The organism is Niallia sp. FSL K6-0212, assembly GCF_038007605.1.
GTDB lineage: Bacteria > Bacillota > Bacilli > Bacillales > Cytobacillaceae > Niallia > Niallia circulans.
The window spans coordinates 799,625-815,546 of the sequence record NZ_JBBOXL010000001.1 but is presented as its reverse complement, the minus strand read 5'-3'; the positions used below and the strand labels follow the sequence as shown (position 1 = coordinate 815,546).

At 38.1% G+C, this 15,922-nt stretch carries 20 protein-coding genes and 2 other annotated features; of the genes, 17 read left to right on the top strand and 3 right to left on the bottom strand.

Going from position 1 to position 15,922, the window contains the following annotated elements:
* Position 1: 1 nt before the first annotated feature.
* Positions 2–868, top strand: a complete 867-nt coding sequence (locus MHH96_RS03675; protein ID WP_047942669.1) for a DMT family transporter — start codon at positions 2–4, stop codon at positions 866–868.
* A 42-nt stretch (positions 869–910) separates the two neighbouring features.
* On the opposite strand, the gene MHH96_RS03670 is transcribed toward MHH96_RS03675, so the two are convergent.
* Positions 911–1,075 (bottom strand): hypothetical protein, encoded by a 165-nt coding sequence (locus MHH96_RS03670; protein ID WP_162837582.1) that lies wholly within the window; start codon positions 1,073–1,075, stop codon positions 911–913.
* Between the two features lie 230 nt (positions 1,076–1,305).
* On the opposite strand from MHH96_RS03670, the gene MHH96_RS03665 reads away from it, so the two are divergent.
* Positions 1,306–2,256 (top strand): SDR family oxidoreductase, encoded by a 951-nt coding sequence (locus tag MHH96_RS03665; RefSeq protein ID WP_341118100.1) that lies wholly within the window; start codon positions 1,306–1,308, stop codon positions 2,254–2,256.
* Between the two features lie 45 nt (positions 2,257–2,301).
* On the opposite strand, the gene tyrS is transcribed toward MHH96_RS03665, so the two are convergent.
* On the bottom strand, positions 2,302–3,549 hold the full coding sequence (gene tyrS / locus MHH96_RS03660) for a tyrosine--tRNA ligase (RefSeq protein ID WP_061800815.1): 1,248 nt from the start codon (positions 3,547–3,549) through the stop codon (positions 2,302–2,304).
* A 56-nt stretch (positions 3,550–3,605) separates the two neighbouring features.
* Positions 3,606–3,843 (bottom strand) — a binding site (T-box leader).
* 167 nt (positions 3,844–4,010) lie between these two features.
* Positions 4,011–4,258: a binding site (T-box leader), on the top strand.
* 136 nt (positions 4,259–4,394) lie between these two features.
* Between tyrS and MHH96_RS03655 the strand changes: the two genes are divergently transcribed.
* The 10 genes from MHH96_RS03655 (at position 4,395) to MHH96_RS03610 (ending at position 12,700) form a co-directional block, all read left to right on the top strand.
* Positions 4,395–5,393, top strand: a complete 999-nt coding sequence (locus MHH96_RS03655; RefSeq protein ID WP_144544796.1) for a tryptophan--tRNA ligase — start codon at positions 4,395–4,397, stop codon at positions 5,391–5,393.
* A gap of 211 nt (positions 5,394–5,604) precedes the next feature.
* Entirely contained in the window at positions 5,605–6,153 is a 549-nt protein-coding gene (locus MHH96_RS03650; protein WP_047942665.1) for a DUF3231 family protein, read from the top strand.
* A 202-nt stretch (positions 6,154–6,355) separates the two neighbouring features.
* Positions 6,356–6,730: a DUF2500 domain-containing protein gene (locus MHH96_RS03645; protein ID WP_047942663.1), complete on the top strand. Its 375-nt coding sequence runs from the start codon at positions 6,356–6,358 to the stop codon at positions 6,728–6,730.
* A complete protein-coding gene (locus tag MHH96_RS03640; RefSeq protein WP_047942662.1) occupies positions 6,727–7,212 on the top strand; it encodes a GNAT family N-acetyltransferase in 486 nt (161 codons plus the stop codon). The genes MHH96_RS03645 and MHH96_RS03640 overlap by 4 nt, the downstream gene beginning before the upstream one ends.
* Before the next feature lie 119 nt (positions 7,213–7,331).
* Positions 7,332–8,261 (top strand): ABC transporter ATP-binding protein, encoded by a 930-nt coding sequence (locus tag MHH96_RS03635; RefSeq protein ID WP_061800813.1) that lies wholly within the window; start codon positions 7,332–7,334, stop codon positions 8,259–8,261.
* Positions 8,236–8,973 carry an ABC transporter permease gene (locus tag MHH96_RS03630; protein ID WP_047942659.1) on the top strand — a complete coding sequence of 246 codons (738 nt, stop codon included), beginning with the start codon at positions 8,236–8,238 and terminating at the stop codon, positions 8,971–8,973. The genes MHH96_RS03635 and MHH96_RS03630 overlap by 26 nt, the downstream gene beginning before the upstream one ends.
* Positions 8,974–8,981: 8 nt before the next feature.
* A complete protein-coding gene (locus MHH96_RS03625) occupies positions 8,982–10,115 on the top strand; it encodes a sensor histidine kinase (RefSeq protein ID WP_095322821.1) in 1,134 nt (377 codons plus the stop codon).
* The gene (locus MHH96_RS03620; protein ID WP_047942657.1) at positions 10,112–10,714 is read left to right on the top strand and encodes a response regulator transcription factor; all 603 of its coding nucleotides are present in this window, start codon (positions 10,112–10,114) and stop codon (positions 10,712–10,714) included. The genes MHH96_RS03625 and MHH96_RS03620 overlap by 4 nt, the downstream gene beginning before the upstream one ends.
* A 430-nt stretch (positions 10,715–11,144) precedes the next feature.
* Positions 11,145–11,888, top strand: a complete 744-nt coding sequence (locus MHH96_RS03615; protein ID WP_047942655.1) for a Yip1 family protein — start codon at positions 11,145–11,147, stop codon at positions 11,886–11,888.
* 17 nt (positions 11,889–11,905) lie between these two features.
* Complete coding sequence (locus MHH96_RS03610; protein WP_445669005.1) at positions 11,906–12,700, top strand: metallophosphoesterase; 795 nt, start codon at positions 11,906–11,908, stop codon at positions 12,698–12,700.
* Between the two features lie 45 nt (positions 12,701–12,745).
* Here the strand turns inward: MHH96_RS03610 and MHH96_RS03605 are convergent, their stop codons facing one another.
* A complete protein-coding gene (locus MHH96_RS03605) occupies positions 12,746–13,315 on the bottom strand; it encodes an HAD hydrolase-like protein (RefSeq protein WP_047942653.1) in 570 nt (189 codons plus the stop codon).
* A gap of 89 nt (positions 13,316–13,404) precedes the next feature.
* Between MHH96_RS03605 and MHH96_RS03600 the strand changes: the two genes are divergently transcribed.
* From MHH96_RS03600 to MHH96_RS03580, 5 genes are all read left to right on the top strand, one after another.
* Entirely contained in the window at positions 13,405–13,545 is a 141-nt protein-coding gene (locus MHH96_RS03600) for a hypothetical protein (protein ID WP_341116711.1), read from the top strand.
* A 2-nt stretch (positions 13,546–13,547) separates the two neighbouring features.
* Entirely contained in the window at positions 13,548–13,751 is a 204-nt protein-coding gene (locus tag MHH96_RS03595) for a hypothetical protein (RefSeq protein ID WP_341116709.1), read from the top strand.
* 384 nt (positions 13,752–14,135) lie between these two features.
* Positions 14,136–14,882, top strand: a complete 747-nt coding sequence (locus MHH96_RS03590; protein ID WP_341116708.1) for a DUF2087 domain-containing protein — start codon at positions 14,136–14,138, stop codon at positions 14,880–14,882.
* 17 nt (positions 14,883–14,899) lie between these two features.
* A complete protein-coding gene (locus tag MHH96_RS03585) occupies positions 14,900–15,256 on the top strand; it encodes a GIY-YIG nuclease family protein (protein ID WP_047942650.1) in 357 nt (118 codons plus the stop codon).
* A gap of 141 nt (positions 15,257–15,397) precedes the next feature.
* Positions 15,398–15,910 (top strand): GNAT family N-acetyltransferase, encoded by a 513-nt coding sequence (locus MHH96_RS03580; RefSeq protein WP_047942647.1) that lies wholly within the window; start codon positions 15,398–15,400, stop codon positions 15,908–15,910.
* Positions 15,911–15,922: the final 12 nt, after the last annotated feature.

Here is a 15,922-nt window from a genome sequence, read left to right as displayed (position 1 = left end):
TATGAGTGCAGCAATGAAATTTGCATTATCGATGGCCATATTTGGTTCGGTTGGCTATTTTTCTGCCAAAACAAATTTGCCATCAATCGAACTTGTATTTATTCGATGCATTTGTGCATGTGTCGTATTAAGTTTGGTGTATTTATTTTCAAATAAGAAAAAAGAAGCGGTGGAGAAAAAGGAGATTGGCTTTAGTGTCCTGTGTGGTGTGTTTCTCGTTGTTAACTGGGTCTTCTTCTTTCGTTCCTTTGAGCATATGTCCGTAACGGTTGCCGTTTCGATCTATCATTTGGCACCGGTTCTAGTTGTGTTACTGGGAAGTTTTCTTTATCGGGAAAAGATCACTTTAAAAGTAATGCTGACGGTTATTACATGTTTTATCGGAACATTATTAGTTGGGGGAATGCAAGATTATCTGTCTTTAGAAAGTCTTATGTCAGCTGGATTGCCGTGGGCATTTGGAGCAGCCTTATTTTATGCATTAACCACTTTGATGGGCAAGAAAATTTCAAAATTAAATCCTATATTAACAACCATTATCCAAACAGGAGTCGGGGTTCTCATGCTATTGCCGCTTGTCCAATGGGATTATTTTAGCCAGTTAACGGGCGAAAATTGGTTTTATATTTTATTAACTGGGATCGTCCATACAGGGTTTGTGTATTATTTGTTTTTTAGCAGCTTGCCAAAGCTGTCTTCTGGGACAATTGCAATCCTAGTATTTATCGATCCAGCAGTTGCGATTTTTATGGATATTGTCTTAACAGCATATCGTCCTGATTTTCTGCAGATTATTGGTATCTTACTTATCTTCTGGGGACAAGCTCATGCTGCTTTGAAGCGAAAGGTAAGTGAATCAGGGAATTAGCCCATAAAAGAGGAATGGAAAAGATCCATTCCTTTGATTTTTTTATACTTTTGGAAAATGTAATTCATAAACTGGCTTTTTAAAATATGGCGGCCTTATCGTTATTTTTGGCATTGTCCATTTATGGTTGATATAGGTCATATACACAGTTTCATTAGAATGCTTTTGCAGTAATAATTTTACCTTCGGGTTAAATTCATATCTCATCTTTACCCCTCCTTCATTTCTCCTTTTAATGTATTCACTTCCAACAAAAGAGAGTTAGTCCCAAAAAGATAATTAGGCACCAAATATTGAATGCCACATAGGATATGTTACGACTATGAGGAGGGATCAGTATGTCTATTTATGTAAATGATCCGAGAGATCCGATGTATCAAGTGCCAGAAACATTTTATGAATTAGTAGAAACAAGAAATCATCAATCAGATAAGCTTATGGAATTAAAGGAAGTCCAAGACCTTTTTACTGCCAATAAACAGACAGAACCATATCCGCTTTATCCGAACTACGGAAGAATCACGAAGTATGAGGAAATACCGATTAATTTTCCAGAAAATAGACAGCTTCGTCAGCCAGGACTTGAAAGTTATATGGTGCCAAAGCCAATTATTGAAAATGACCACTACATAGGAAGTGGAAAGCTGAAAGGGAAAGTGGCTCTCATAACAGGAGGAGATAGTGGTATTGGTGCGGCCGTTGCGATTGCCTTTGCAAAGGAAGGGGCAGATGTAGCAATAGCCTATTTAGATGAGCATGAGGATGCGAATCGTACGAAAAAAAGAATTGAGGAGTTAGGGCAGCAATGTCTGTTATTACCAGGAGACTTGCGCAAGAAAAAACAGTGTATAGATATTGTGGAGAAAACAGTTAAGGTATTCGGAAAATTAGATATCCTTTGTAACCATGTCGGCATTCAATTTCAACAGACAAGATTAACAGATATTACGGATGAACAATTTGATAATACTTTTAAGGTTAATATTTATTCGCATTTTTATACGACAAGAGCAGCTCTTCCACATTTAAAGCCGGGCAGCAGCATAATTAACACTGCTTCCGTTGTTGCATATGCTGGGGAACCTCTGTTAATTGACTATGTTGCCACAAAAGCAGCAAATGTAGGTTTCACTCGTGCTCTTGCCAGAAGTGTTGTCAAAGACGGCATTCGAGTAAATGCAGTAGCGCCAGGGCGAATTTGGACACCATTAATTCCGGCGAGCTTCTCCTCTGATCAAGTAGCTATCTTTGGTTCAGAGAATCCAATGCAAAGAGCGGCCCAACCATTTGAATTAGCACCGACCTTTGTATATTTAGCTTCTGATGATTCTCGATTTGTAACAGGGCAAGTTCTGCACGTAAATGGAGGCGAAGTAGTAAGCTCCTAAAGTGAGAGAATAGAAAAATGGGCTAGCAGCTAGCCCATTTTTATTTTATTCGCTAAACAGTTTTACAAACTTTCTTTTCCCTACTTGAATAATCAATTCCTTATTGATCGAAACTTCAAGGTCCATTTCTTCGACTTTCTCTCCATTGATGCGTATACCACCGTTTTGTATCATCCGTCTTGCTTCACTTTTCGAGGTTAATAGATGTAAGTCTACTAATAGCTGAACAAGCGATTCAGGATTTTTTCCAGTCCACTTAACGGTTGGAATATCCTCTGGTAAGGAGCCTTTTTGAAAAATTGTAATAAATTGCTGTTCTGCCTTTTCGGCTGCTTCTTTGCCATGGTACATCCGGACGATTGTTCTTGCAAGCAGCATTTTAGCATCCCGAGGATGAAGAGATCCTGTATGCAATTCTTTTTTTATTTGCGTGATTTCAGCAGGCTCAAGATCAGTAATAAGCTCAAAGTATTTGCTCATTAGTGGATCAGGGATGGACATCGCTTTGCCGTACATATCATTGGGATTCTCATCAATGCCAATGTAGTTATGCTTTGACTTAGACATTTTTTCAACCCCGTCTAACCCCTCTAAAAGAGGCATTAATATAGCAATCTGCTTTTCTTTTCCAAACTTCTCTTGGTAGTGGCGGCCCATGAGAATGTTAAAATGCTGATCTGTTCCACCAAGCTCAATATCTGCCTCTAACATAACAGAATCATACCCTTGCATTAATGGATAAAAAAACTCATGCAAGGAAATTGATTTTCCGTATGCTAATCGCTCTTCAAAATCATCTCGTTCTAGTAAGCGGGCAACAGTTATTTTTCCAGCAAGTCCTATAACATCTTCGAAAGAAAGGGAAGAGAGCCATTTAGAGTTGTAATGAAGCTCAACCTTTTCCATGTCTAATACTTTTCCGAATTGCTCAAAATAAGTTTTTGCATTCTCCTTCACTTCTTCATCTGTCAGTTGTTTTCTAGCAGAAGATTTTCCAGTTGGATCACCGATTTTCCCAGTGAAATCTCCGATAATCAATTGAATGGTATGCCCATTTTCTTGAAATTGGCGCAATTTATTCAGTACAACAGTATGGCCAAGGTGAACATCTGGCGCAGATGGGTCAAGACCAAGCTTTACTTTTAGCGGCGTATTGGTCACAAGGGATTTTGCAATTTTTTCTGCGAGTTCTTCTGTTGGAATGATGTCTTGTACGCCTTGGCGATAGATATCTAGCTGCCTCTTCATTTCTTTTTCTTGGTCGCTCGTTAACTGTTCAATAAATGGACTCATCTTTTTTCTCCTTTCGTTAAATGAATGATTAATAAACAAAAAACCACGCCCCTAAAAAAAGGGACGTGGTTGCTTGTAAGCACGTGGTACCACCCTAATTGAAGAATATAATTAATTATACTCTTCCACTCATTATGGGTAACGGCTCATCCGTTCTTTGCTAATCGAATCAAATTCTTTCACAAAGAATGCTCCTGGAGGTAATTCGCGTCTATTTTTGTGTCAATTTGCACCGGCCATTGACTCTCTAAGAACAGGGAAATAGGCACTACTCATTCCAATCAAAGCATGTATATTTAAAAGATATATTTAGTAAAATTTGAAGTTAGCGCTAACTTGATAAAGATACTAACAGATAAAATTTGCAAATACAAGAGGTTATGTTGATTTTGTGTTTAAAAAATTTTTCATTTTAGATCCCTTGACCTTTTGAAAAGTATATTTTACTATATATGTAATATTAATGAGCGATGAGGAAGAAGAGTAGGCAGTTGAAAGGTTTAAGAGAGCTGATGGTTGGTGCGAATCAGTACGGATTGATTGTTGAATGGGCTTCGGAGCTTCAAGGCTGAACCAATAGTAGGCTGCGCGGAAACGTCTTACCGTTAAAAAAGACAAAGTATAAGAAACGGCTATGTTTCTGTACGGATAAGTGCGTTTATCGGATATAAACGAATGAAGGTGGCACCACGGGTTACTCGTCCTTTTTTAGGATGAGTAGCCCTTTTTGTGTTTTATCCGATGCTTACCGTCCGTAAAGTTTCGAATGGTTCAACTACCCCATCAGCAGGAGGAAGAAGTCCCGCTGACGGAGGTTTCGCTTATAGAAAAGGGAGGATTATCAAATGGAGCAAATTGTCTTAACAGGTATTAAGCCAACTGGGCAGATTCATTTAGGGAACTATATAGGAGCAATTAAACCGGCTTTGAAGCTAGCAGAAAATAGCGATTATCAAGCTGCTTATTTTATTGCAGATTATCATGGCTTAACAAAAATTCACGATCGGGAAGAATTTCGAACATTAACATATGGAGTAGCAGCAACATGGTTAGCACTTGGATTGGATCCAGAAAAAACAATCTTTTATCGTCAATCGAATGTGCCCGAAATTTTTGAACTGAATTGGATATTAGCTTGCTTTTCGCCAAAGGGATTGATGAACCGAGCACATGCTTATAAAGGAATAGTTGATAGCAATAAACAAGCAGGGAAAGAGGTAGATGACGGGGTGAATATGGGATTATTTACGTACCCAATCTTGATGGCAGCTGATATTCTTGCTTTTCAAGCAAATATGGTACCAGTCGGAAAAGATCAAATTCAGCATGTGGAAATTGCTCGCGATATTGCGGAAAGCTTTAATCACCAATATGGAGAGACATTTGTACTTCCAGAATATATTGTAGATGAAGAAACAAGCATTTTGCCTGGTTTAGACGGTCGAAAAATGAGCAAAAGCTACCATAACACAATTCCGCTTTTTGAAGAACCGGCAAAGCTACAAAAGCTCATTAATAAAATCAAAACTGACTCGCTTCCGCCAGAAGCTCCAAAGGATACAGAATCGTCTATTCTATTTACACTATATAAGGAATTTGCTAGTGTCGAAGAAATAGCGCAGATGCGTAAAAAGTACGAAAGCGGAATCGGATGGGGGGAAGTGAAAAAAGAATTATTTGCTGTGATGAATCGATTCTTTGAAGAACCAAGAAAGAAATATCAGGAGTTAATGGCAAATCCGGAAAAAATAGATCTTATTCTCCAAAAAGGAGCAGAAAAAGCTAGAGCGCGAACATTGCCATTTTTACAAGAAGTAAGAAAGCAGATCGGCGTGCTGCGTTGAGTGGAGAGTCGCAAGCAAAGTGAGGAGAGTCGCAAGTATAAGAGCCAGAGTCGCAAACAAAAGTATCAATAAGTTTTACTGTGAACTTAAATGGTCGCTCATTTGTGAGAAAAGGAGATTCTTTTCACTTTTCATCTCCCTTTTCTTTATTTTGAATAAACTGCCATCTAATTGTAAACATTATAGGTAAAAAACACTAAGAGGTGTAGTAATGGCACATAAGATGGAAGCGCTTCTTGACTATATTAAGACAAGATTTGATTCAGAACCGAAACCTTTGCTTCATATTGGAGAGGCGATGGGCTGCTGGACATATCATGCTGCAATTGCGGATGAAATTCCTGTACTTGAGATGGCACTTAATACAACGACAGATAATGTTTTAATCAAATTGCTTCATGAAGCAAAAGAATTAGCAACAGAACAGCGCAAAACATTAGAGAAGTTTATGATTAAGGAAGGCGTTCCCCTCTCAAGTTCTGCTGAGTCAAAGCCTAAGTCCGATCCGAATGCCGTGCCTTTAGGAGCGAAATCTACCGATATGGAGATAGCCAATTTACTGGCGGCAAAAGTAACAAGCAATATTGTTATGTGCTCCACTAATATTACGCAAAGTGTGCGCAGTGATGTCGGATTAATGTGGATTCGTTTCCATACGGAGAAAAGCATTTATGGGATGGAGTTAAAAACGAGAATGAGGGAACATGGATGGATTAAGATGCCGCCGAGCTTCTATCCTCCAGGTGCACCACAGCAGTAATTCAAAAATAAATATAAAAAATAAACTGTTCGAGTATATTAATAAAAAAGTCTAGTGCGGCGTAGCGCTAGATTTTTTTGTTGAAGAAAGCACAACCTTTTAGGAAAATGATGACTACCTTTTGAAACCTTTTCCCATATACATGCGTAATAGTGCTATTGGAACAAAAGAAAATAATCTTTTCATAAAAGGAGATTGGTCTATGGAAGAATTTTTGCTTGGTGGGGATATTATGTTTACAGTTGCACGTCTCTTTATTTTTCTTGTATTTGCTATTATTTTATTTAATGTTTTAAAGGGTATCTTTCAGTGGGGGGAAAATAATCGGCAGCCACATCTTACTTCTGCTGCGAAGGTAGTAGGCAAACGAACAAGTATTCACGGCGGAGGAAATACTCGTGCATATAATCACTATTTTGCCACATTTGAATTTACGAATGGAAATCGTACCGAATTTCAACTGAAAGACGAAGAATATGGCATGCTGGCTGAAGGGGACAGCGGGGAACTGCAATTTCAAGGCACAAGATATTTAGGATTCACGCGAAATAAAAGGACAGGGGAAAATAGCGGATGAATTACACTATCCAAAAGATGACAGAAGAGGCGGCCAGGGAAATCCTTAGCTGGACCTATCCCGTCCCCTATGATTTATATAATGGAGAAGTAACAGAAGAATCGTTACAAGAGTTTGCAGAAAACCTTTATTATGCGATTGAACAGGAGGGGAATCTAGTCGGATTCTATTGTACAGGCTTTGTTGCTCAGGTTCCAATTGGATATCTGTTTCAAGCATATCCAGAAGGATACCTCGATATCGGTCTTGGTATGCGTCCTGACTTAACAGGACAGGGACGGGGCATGGGCTTTATGCAATTTATTATCGATTCCATAGAAACTAATCAGCCGCTGCGCTTAACGGTTGCAGCCTTTAATAAACGAGCTAACGCCTTATATGAAAAATTTGGCTTTCGTAAAGTTTCTGCTTTTAAGAATGCAAATGATGTAGAGTTTTTCGTAATGACAAGAGAAGAAGGAAACAAACCGTGTTCTGGTTAGTAACCAGAGCATTTTTTTATAAAAAAATGACATTTGTCATCTTAAATTCCTGACATCTGCGACTAAACCGCCTCTTATTTGCTCGCTATACTAAGGATAATAGCTTGGAGGTGGAGTAGTTGGAAACAATTGTAGAGTTAAGGCACGTAACGAAAGAGTTTCAGGGAAAGAAGGCAGTTCATGATATTTCCTTTTCAATAAAACGTGGAGAAATGGTGGCAATCTTAGGAGCGAATGGCGCAGGGAAAACGACAGCGATGCGGATGATGCTTGGATTAATTAAACCTACCCGAGGGACTATCTCTCTTTTTCACAAGAATCCTAGACAAAAGGAAGTATTAGAAAAGGTAGGTGGGATGCTGCAGGAAGTTAGTGTGATGGACAGCTTGAAGGTAAAGGAGCTAATCCAATTAGTTCAAAGCTATTATCAAAGTCCGCTAGCGTTATCAACTCTGTTGGAACTAACAGGGCTTCAAGAAGAAGCTTGGAATCAACGGACGGAAAAGCTTTCTGGCGGGCAGAAACGACGCTTGAATTTTGCGTTGGCACTGGCAGGAAATCCTGATTTGTTGTTTTTAGATGAACCAACCGTGGGCATGGACGTAACGTCAAGAGAACAGTTTTGGCAAAAAATCAAAGAATTGAATAGACAAGGAAAGACAATCCTTTTTACAACCCATTACTTACAAGAAGCAGATGAAGTAGCGGAAAGAATTATTATGATTAATAAGGGGGAGGTAGTAGGCGACGGTACACCAGCACAATTGAAGGAAAAACTTACAAAACCAAGGGTAATGTTTCAGGAGAAATCTCCTTATAGTTTAAAATTCTACCGAGAATTGCCATATGTTGTGGATGTGCAGAAAGAGAAGGAGAAAGTAATGCTGACTGCTACAAATTCGGATCAGCTTTTACAAGAACTTTTCGATAGACAGTTGGATATTCAGCATATAGAAGTAAAGCTTGGTCGGTTAGAAGAGGTTTTCTCGCAGTTAATGGAAGATACGAAGGGGGTTAATGAGAATGAAATCTTTTTGGATGCAAAGTAAAGCGGAAATCGTCCGAACGCTTCGGAATAAATATTATATCTTTTGGTCCTTACTTATTCCCGTCCTTTTTTATTTTTTATTTACCAACATTTTCACAGCACCACGAGATGATGAGGCATTATGGAATGTACATTATTTAATGTCGATGACAACATTTAGCATTATGGGCTCTAGTATTATGACATTAGGAATCAAAATTGTGGAGGAAAAAGCAGAAGGGTGGACCATTTTCCTGCATATTACGCCCCTTTCCCAATTTGCTTACTTTGGAGCTAAGATGGTGGCACAAACTGTTATCCATTTATTTTCCATCATGGTGATATTTACGGCTGGAGTCCTTATTAATGCGGTTCATCTTTCTTTTTCTCAGTGGGTGCTTTGCGGAATCTGGATTCTCTTCGGATCCCTCCCGTTTCTAGCGCTTGGAACGATCGTCGGTAATATCAAAAAAGTAGAAACAGCTTCAGGAATTAGCAATCTATTATATATGTCTATGGCAATAACAGGAGGAATGTGGATGCCGATTGATGTGTTTCCATCCTTTATGCAGCAAGTGGCGAAATGGGTTCCTTCCTATCATTTTGCTAATGGAGCGTGGGAGATTATTAGAGATCAATATCCATCCTTTCTCAATTATCTGATGATTACCGGGTATCTTCTCCTATTTATGGTATTATCAATTTATATTGGAAAAAAACGAGAGGCGGTGTAAAGTCCAAAATGGATACCAAGAAGAAATTTGAGCTTTTTCCGAAAAGATATGGTTTTTTTCCTTATATCTTTTTAGTATACGTATTACTTCCGATTATTCAGGTAATGCAGGAGAATGGGATAAAGCAATTGATTGGTATCCTGCTTGTACTTGTTTTCCTCCTGGCTTATCGACAATTATACTGTCATATGGAAGAGAGTATATTTAATTATTGGCTGGTTGTGCAAATCTTGATAGTCATGTTTTTTAGTATCTTCTATGATCCTAATCTATTATTTATGGGGTATTTTCCTGCTAACTTTATCGGATATTACTCAGGCAAAAAGTACTTCTATTACTTTTACAGCCTTTTCGCCATTTCCTTGGTTATTCCAATTATCTTTAGTTGGAATGGTGTCAATCCTCAGTCTCTCTTTTTCTTAGTGCCGTTTTTTATCATTATGCTGATTTCTCCTTTTGGAATCCGCTCGATGAACCGACGGATGGATTTAGAAAGACAATTAGATATAGCGAATGAGCAAATTAGCCATCTTGTTAAAAGAGAAGAACGAATGAGAATTGCTCGAGATTTGCATGATACGCTCGGCCACACTTTATCCCTGCTGACATTAAAAAGCCAGCTTATCGCAAAAATGGTGCCAGCTCAACCAGATAGTGCCATACAAGAGGCAAAGGAAATGGAAAGCATATCACGATCAGCGTTAAAGCAAGTTCGTGAGCTTGTGTCTGATATGCGCGCCATAACCATTCGTGAAGCAATAGTAGAGATACAGACAGCTTTACAGACAGCAGAGATAGAAAGTGAACTAGCAATTGAACTAGAAGATGGAGAGGTCCCGCTTTTAACCCAGAATATTATTAGTCTCTGCTTAAAAGAAGCAGTAACAAATATAATCAGGCACAGTGCGGCAACCATCAGTAAAGTATCGATTCAACAACGTATAGGCGAGATAGAGCTTATCGTGCAGGATAATGGGAAAGGCGTGAAGGGAGATGAAACGCAAGGGAATGGATTAAAGGGAATGCGTGAAAGACTGGAATTGGTTGACGGAAAATGGAGTATGACGGCTAATTCGGGAACCACTCTGCACATCATTGTTCCCATTATTCGAAAGGAAAGAAGAGAGGAGGAGATATTGTGATACGAATTATCATCTCTGAAGACCAGCGCATGCTAAGAGGAGCATTAGGAACGTTGCTTAATTTTGAAGAGGATATGGAGGTCGTGGGACAAGCGGAAAATGGCGAACAGGCCTTAGAGCTAATAAAAAAATATAATCCAGACGTCTGTTTATTAGATATTGAAATGCCTATTAAAAGCGGTCTAGACGTGGCAGAGGAATTACAGAGGCAGAAATCTTCTTGTAAAGTGATTATTTTAACGACATTTGCGCGACCAGGATATTTTGAAAGAGCACTAAATGCCAATGTTCATGGCTATTTATTAAAGGATGGTCCCAGCGAGGAATTAGCAGAAGCTATTCGCAAAATCATGGACGGAAAAAGAGAGTTCGCCTCTGAACTGATTTTTGGCAGCATTGGAAAAGAAAATCCATTGTCAAAGCGCGAAAGAGAAATATTAGTACTGATTGAAGAAGGAAAATCGGTAAAGGAGCTTGCGGCAATGCTTTATTTATCTTCTGGAACGATTCGCAATTATATCTCAGAAGCAATCAGCAAATTAGGGGCAAAAAATCGAATGGAGGCCATTGCCGAGGCGAAGCGGAATGGTTGGTTATAATATAGCCCTCCTTCTCACGAATTCTTATTCCTCGCATCTTATAAAAGCTAAATGCCCCCACAGTGAGACAACAGCATGATCAATTTTCGAATACCATAAGCTCCATCCCAATAGGATAGTTAAAGAGAACGGGCTGGTTTGTCAAAATAGAAAATAAGTAAACTGCAATATGTTGCTGCCTGAAAAATATATAAGATAAGGATATCCACTAGTAATTATTTGAGACGGAAAAGAATAAGAATCTTCTTTTTGATAAAAGCATATAAAATCAATAATTGATTTTATCGTATGCTTAACAGCTAGGATAACCCACCTCAAGCAAACCGACTGATGGAAATTTTCCTTAACTTATGCCTATTTTCCAAAAATTTAACAATTTATTTTCTTATTTTGATAGAATATTAGTAACTATCCTTTAGGAGGAACAAATATGGTAGATAGTCAGAACTTTAGAAGGGGAATGGAATATGCCTTTATAAAACTAGCAGGAGCTGGTTTTGCGGCAACACTCTTTTTTTCTTATATTTTTCTATCAAGTTTCGATTTATATTTATTTTCACATGAAATTGAAAATCCATACTTTTGGATAGGCTTTTTTGGTTTCGGAATTCTTATTTCGATCGTAATAGATTGGATATCTAACTATTTTCCAAAGCTAGAATTACTATTATATATTGTGGTGGGAGTATGTCTTTTTTTGCCGATTATGTGGAATGTTCTACCTGTCCTTGCTATCGTTTCTGGTTTTAGCGCGATTTTATTCTATATAGGGATTAAAATAGCTGCTAAAGTAAGTTGGTTTAAGTGGATATTTGCCTGTACACCTATTCTCTTTCTTTTGTTAACAATCCCAGACTTCACGGTGAAAAAAGAATGGAATACAGTAAGAGGCGAACAGTCCTACGAAGCTTATTTTGCTTATTTTAACGGGGAGGATGAAGTCCCGATTAAAGCGAAAAAAGGGGAAAGGGTTACCATTCACATTGATTTTACCAATCGCAATGGCGGTGGCTTCGGGTATTATTTAATAGATGAAAAAAATCGAAGAATTGGCTTAAGTAATGAAGAGAAAAAAGTTTTAACCTTTGATGCAAAAAAAACAGAAACCTATAAGCTTATTGTGACCGGAGATGGATTACAAGGCGGTTTTGAGGTGAACTGGGAGAAAGAGTGAATATAGTGAGAAAAAGAATGTTGCTTCTTGCTAGTTTAATAGGCATCTGTATATTTTTTTCATACTACCAGAATAATCATTTATCGACCTCGAGCTTTACTCTCTCGTCTCTCAAAATAACAAAGCCGATAAAAATAGTGCAGTTATCGGACCTACATAGTAAGCAATTTGGAAAAGAGCAACAGCGTTTAATACAGCAAGTAAAAAAGCTAAACCCAGACCTGATCGTTTTCACTGGAGACCTTGTGGATTCAAAAAAATACGATGAACAAAAAAGTATGACATTAATGGAAAGACTTGTCCAGCTTGCGCCAACGTATTATGTAACATCAGGCAATCATGAATACTGGTCAGGGGAATTTCCGTCATTAGAAGCGAAATTAAAACATGCAGGCGTGTTTGTGTTAAGAAATGAACAGACACTTGTAAAGGTTGGAGGAGAAACGATTAATATTATCGGTGTAGATGATCCAACCTTTTTATCTGGAGAGGATAATCTAGCTGAAATACTAGGTGGCCTGAAGGATGAAGAACATTTCAATTTGCTGTTGTCCCATCGGCCAGAGCTTTTTTCTCTCTATGAAAAAATAGATTTAGCTTTAACAGGACATGCACATGGTGGTCAAGTAAGATTGCCCTTTATCGGTGGAATTGTCGCTCCAGATCAAGGCTTCATGCCAGAATATACAGCTGGTATGTATAAAAAAGCAGACACAGCAATGATTGTGAATAGAGGCTTAGGAAATAGCATCATTCCCCAGCGAATTTTTAATCGTCCTGAAATTATCGAAGTAGTGTTGGAAAAAGAGTAAAGAGCATTCCGAGATGTAAGGGGATGCTCTTTATTATCTTAATAGTTACGCTTTCATAGGGTATACTTTGAAAAAATCAGCAAAGTCTGATAGATGAAAGTCAGCAAATTCACATTGATTTTGAAATATACAAGTTTGTATCCCTAATTCCTTAGCTGGAATTAAATCCAGTTCTCTATCACCAATAGCTAAGTCAATGGAATACTTCGTGTGCAAATATTGATAGGCATTAACCGCAGGCTTCCGCGGAAAACCATTCTCCAATGTTACTATTTCAGCAAAATAACGCTCCCACCCATAGTGCCGAAGAAAATTTACCACACCGTCATAGCTTTTATGCGTCATAATCACATTTATTTCCGCAGTTTTCAAAATCTCCTCTACCCCTGTAAAAGGTTTCACCTCATCCGCAGCAATTCCTTTATTCATAAGCTTAATCTCATTTCGCTGCTGCTCTGATATGTTGAAATATTCCATCGCATGAGAAAAAGATACTTTTAGCTCTTTATAAATACCGGCCTTGTCCACCTTTTCACCCAATACCTTATAAATAATATTTGTATAAGCAGGATACGTATCAAACAACGTACCATCAAAATCCCAAAGAATATTCATCCATATATCCTCCAATAAAAGCAGTTTCTTTCATGGTAGTACACTTGTTTGGGAATGTCCATTCAGAGATTGTTAGATAGAGAGCTAAGATGAAAGAGGGCTGGGAAGAGAAAGGTGGTGTTCATAGTGCAGATGAAAGCCAAAAAGGAGAGCAGGGAAGAGAAAAAGGTGTTCATAACGGTGATGAAAACCAAAAAGGAGAGCAGGGGAGAGAAAAAAGGTGTTCATAACGGTGATGAAAACCGAAAAGGAGAGCAGGGAAGAAAAAAAGGTGTTCATAACGGTGATGAAAACCGAAAAGGAGAGCAGGGAAGAAAAAAAGGTGTTCATAACGGTGATGAAAACCGAAAAGGAGAGCAGGGGAGAGAAAGGTGGTGTTCATAGCGCAGATGAAAACCAAAAAGGAGAGCAGGGAAGAGAAAGGTGGTGTTCATAACGTTGATGAAAACCAAAAAGGAGAGCAGGGAAGAGAAAGATGGTGTTCATAGCGTTGATGAAAACCAAAAAGGAGAGCTGGAAAGGGACAAGTGGTGTTCATAGCGTTGATGAAAACCAAAAAATAGAGTTGGGAAGAAAAAAGAGGCGTTCAGAGCACAGATGAAAGCCAAAAAATAGAATAGAGAAGAAAAATAGCTTGCATAACCTAACTCCAATAGAAGCTGAAAAAGAAAGAAACCCCAAAAGCCTCAAAACACGCCAAAGATCCATCCACAAAAAACTCCTAAGACTATTGACGATTATCCAAAGTAGGTTTAATATTTAACTAACGTAAATAATAATTGTTTGTAAAATAACAAACGTATTAATGGAGTGTTTGCAAATGAGTGTTTCATCTTACTTTCAAAATGCAACGATTGATGAATTAAAAAAGGGTTATATTGAGAATTCAGATTCGTATCTTTGTCTTTTATGTGGGGAGGAGATCGAGAAAGGGATTATCTACCCGGAAGACGGCAGATTATATGAAGCGGAAAAGTACATGAAGCGTCATATCGAGGATGTCCATCAATCAGTTTTTCATTTTTTACTAAGCTTAGATAAAAAGATGACAGGGTTAACGGAGCATCAGACAAAATTGTTGGAGCTGTTTTATCAGGGAAAAAGGGATGAAGAAGTGAAAGCAGAGTTGGAAATCGGCAGTGCTTCAACCATTCGGCATCATCGTTTTGCTCTTAAGGAAAAAGAAAGGCAGGCGAAAAATTTTCTGGCAATAATGGAGCTACTGAAGGAAAAGGACCATCATGCGCCAAGCTTTGTCCCTGTTCATCCTACTGCTGCAATGGTAGACGACAGATATAATATCACGGAAGAAGAGCAGGGAAAAATAGCAGCAAAATATTTCAACAATGGTATATTAAGTAAATTCCCGATCAAACAAAAGCAGAAATTAGGGGTTCTTCGGGAAATAGCGAAGTATTTAGAAGGGCAAGAAAACTACACGGAGAAGCAATTGAATCAGCATTTAAAAACAATTTACCCTGACTATGTTCTTATCAGAAGATATTTAATCGAATACGGATTTCTTGACCGTAAAGCAGATGGAAGTCTTTACTGGTTAAAAAAGTAAAAGAAAGGTGAATCACAATGGACCGAAAAAAAGAGCTGAAAATGCAATATAAAGAAATTCCGGTCGAAGCCGGTATTTATACAATTACTAATAAGAAGAATGGGAAAGTCTGTGTCGTTAGTACAAGAAATTTCAAAACCATTAATGGCGTGAAATTCTCCTTGGAAAATGGCGGATATGCAAATAAAAAATTGGTGGATGAATGGAAGCAATACGGCAAAGAAGCATTTTCCTTTGAGATAGTAGAAGTATTAAAGCCGAAGAAAGATGATCCTTATTACAATGAAAAGGAAGAGCTGGCTAAGTTAGAAGAAAAGTGGCTGGAGAAATTACAGCCGTTTGGAGATAGTGGCTATAATAGCAGGAAAGAGTAAGGGATGTCTTTAATAGGACATCTTTTTTCATTAGATAAAGTAAAAAATACTTTCATTTTTCGTCCCTAATTGGTATCTTACTTAATAAGATTATAAAATTTGATGGAATTTTTCAAATTATAGAAAAAAGGGGATGTGGCAATGATCCGTGAGATGAAGGAAACAGATTTAGAAGAGGTTTTGGAAATATATAATGATGCCATTTTACATACAACGGCCGTATATGGTTATCGTGCCCATTCCTTAGAAGACAGAAAAGCATGGTATAACCAGAAGCTGGAGGGCGGATATCCTCTTTTTGTTTTCGAGGAGGCTGGGAAGGTGCTTGGTTTTGCAACATATGGACCATTTCGAGCATGGCCAGCTTATAAATATTCGATTGAGCATTCGGTGTATGTTCATAAAGAAGCAAGAAAAAGAGGAATTGGTACACACTTATTAAAAGCACTGATTGAGCGGGCGGAAGAAGAGGAGTATGCAACCCTTATTGCCGGAATTGACAGTACGAATAAAGGAAGTATCTTTATTCATGAGAAATTAGGATTTACGTATTCAGGCACGATAAAAAAGGCAGGCTATAAATTTGAGAAATGGTTAGATTTAGCCTTTTATCAGCTAGAATTAACAGGACCTAAATCTCCAGTAGAAGAATAAGGGGGAGTCAGC

Excerpts from the sequence above, each read along its gene's own strand:
- MHH96_RS03675 (WP_047942669.1), top strand. The coding sequence starts at position 2 with ATGAGTGCAGCAATGAAATTTGCATTATCGATGGCCATATTTGGTTCG.
- MHH96_RS03670 (WP_162837582.1), bottom strand. The coding sequence starts at position 1,075 with ATGAGATATGAATTTAACCCGAAGGTAAAATTATTACTGCAAAAGCAT.
- MHH96_RS03665 (WP_341118100.1), top strand. The coding sequence starts at position 1,306 with ATGGAATTAAAGGAAGTCCAAGACCTTTTTACTGCCAATAAACAGACA.
- tyrS (WP_061800815.1), bottom strand. The coding sequence starts at position 3,549 with ATGAGTCCATTTATTGAACAGTTAACGAGCGACCAAGAAAAAGAAATG.
- MHH96_RS03655 (WP_144544796.1), top strand. The coding sequence starts at position 4,395 with ATGGAGCAAATTGTCTTAACAGGTATTAAGCCAACTGGGCAGATTCAT.
- MHH96_RS03650 (WP_047942665.1), top strand. The coding sequence starts at position 5,605 with ATGGCACATAAGATGGAAGCGCTTCTTGACTATATTAAGACAAGATTT.
- MHH96_RS03645 (WP_047942663.1), top strand. The coding sequence starts at position 6,356 with ATGGAAGAATTTTTGCTTGGTGGGGATATTATGTTTACAGTTGCACGT.
- MHH96_RS03640 (WP_047942662.1), top strand. The coding sequence starts at position 6,727 with ATGAATTACACTATCCAAAAGATGACAGAAGAGGCGGCCAGGGAAATC.
- MHH96_RS03630 (WP_047942659.1), top strand. The coding sequence starts at position 8,236 with ATGAAATCTTTTTGGATGCAAAGTAAAGCGGAAATCGTCCGAACGCTT.
- MHH96_RS03625 (WP_095322821.1), top strand. The coding sequence starts at position 8,982 with ATGGATACCAAGAAGAAATTTGAGCTTTTTCCGAAAAGATATGGTTTT.
- MHH96_RS03615 (WP_047942655.1), top strand. The coding sequence starts at position 11,145 with ATGGTAGATAGTCAGAACTTTAGAAGGGGAATGGAATATGCCTTTATA.
- MHH96_RS03610 (WP_445669005.1), top strand. The coding sequence starts at position 11,906 with ATGTTGCTTCTTGCTAGTTTAATAGGCATCTGTATATTTTTTTCATAC.
- MHH96_RS03605 (WP_047942653.1), bottom strand. The coding sequence starts at position 13,315 with ATGAATATTCTTTGGGATTTTGATGGTACGTTGTTTGATACGTATCCT.
- MHH96_RS03600 (WP_341116711.1), top strand. The coding sequence starts at position 13,405 with ATGAAAGAGGGCTGGGAAGAGAAAGGTGGTGTTCATAGTGCAGATGAA.
- MHH96_RS03590 (WP_341116708.1), top strand. The coding sequence starts at position 14,136 with ATGAGTGTTTCATCTTACTTTCAAAATGCAACGATTGATGAATTAAAA.
- MHH96_RS03585 (WP_047942650.1), top strand. The coding sequence starts at position 14,900 with ATGGACCGAAAAAAAGAGCTGAAAATGCAATATAAAGAAATTCCGGTC.
- MHH96_RS03580 (WP_047942647.1), top strand. The coding sequence starts at position 15,398 with ATGATCCGTGAGATGAAGGAAACAGATTTAGAAGAGGTTTTGGAAATA.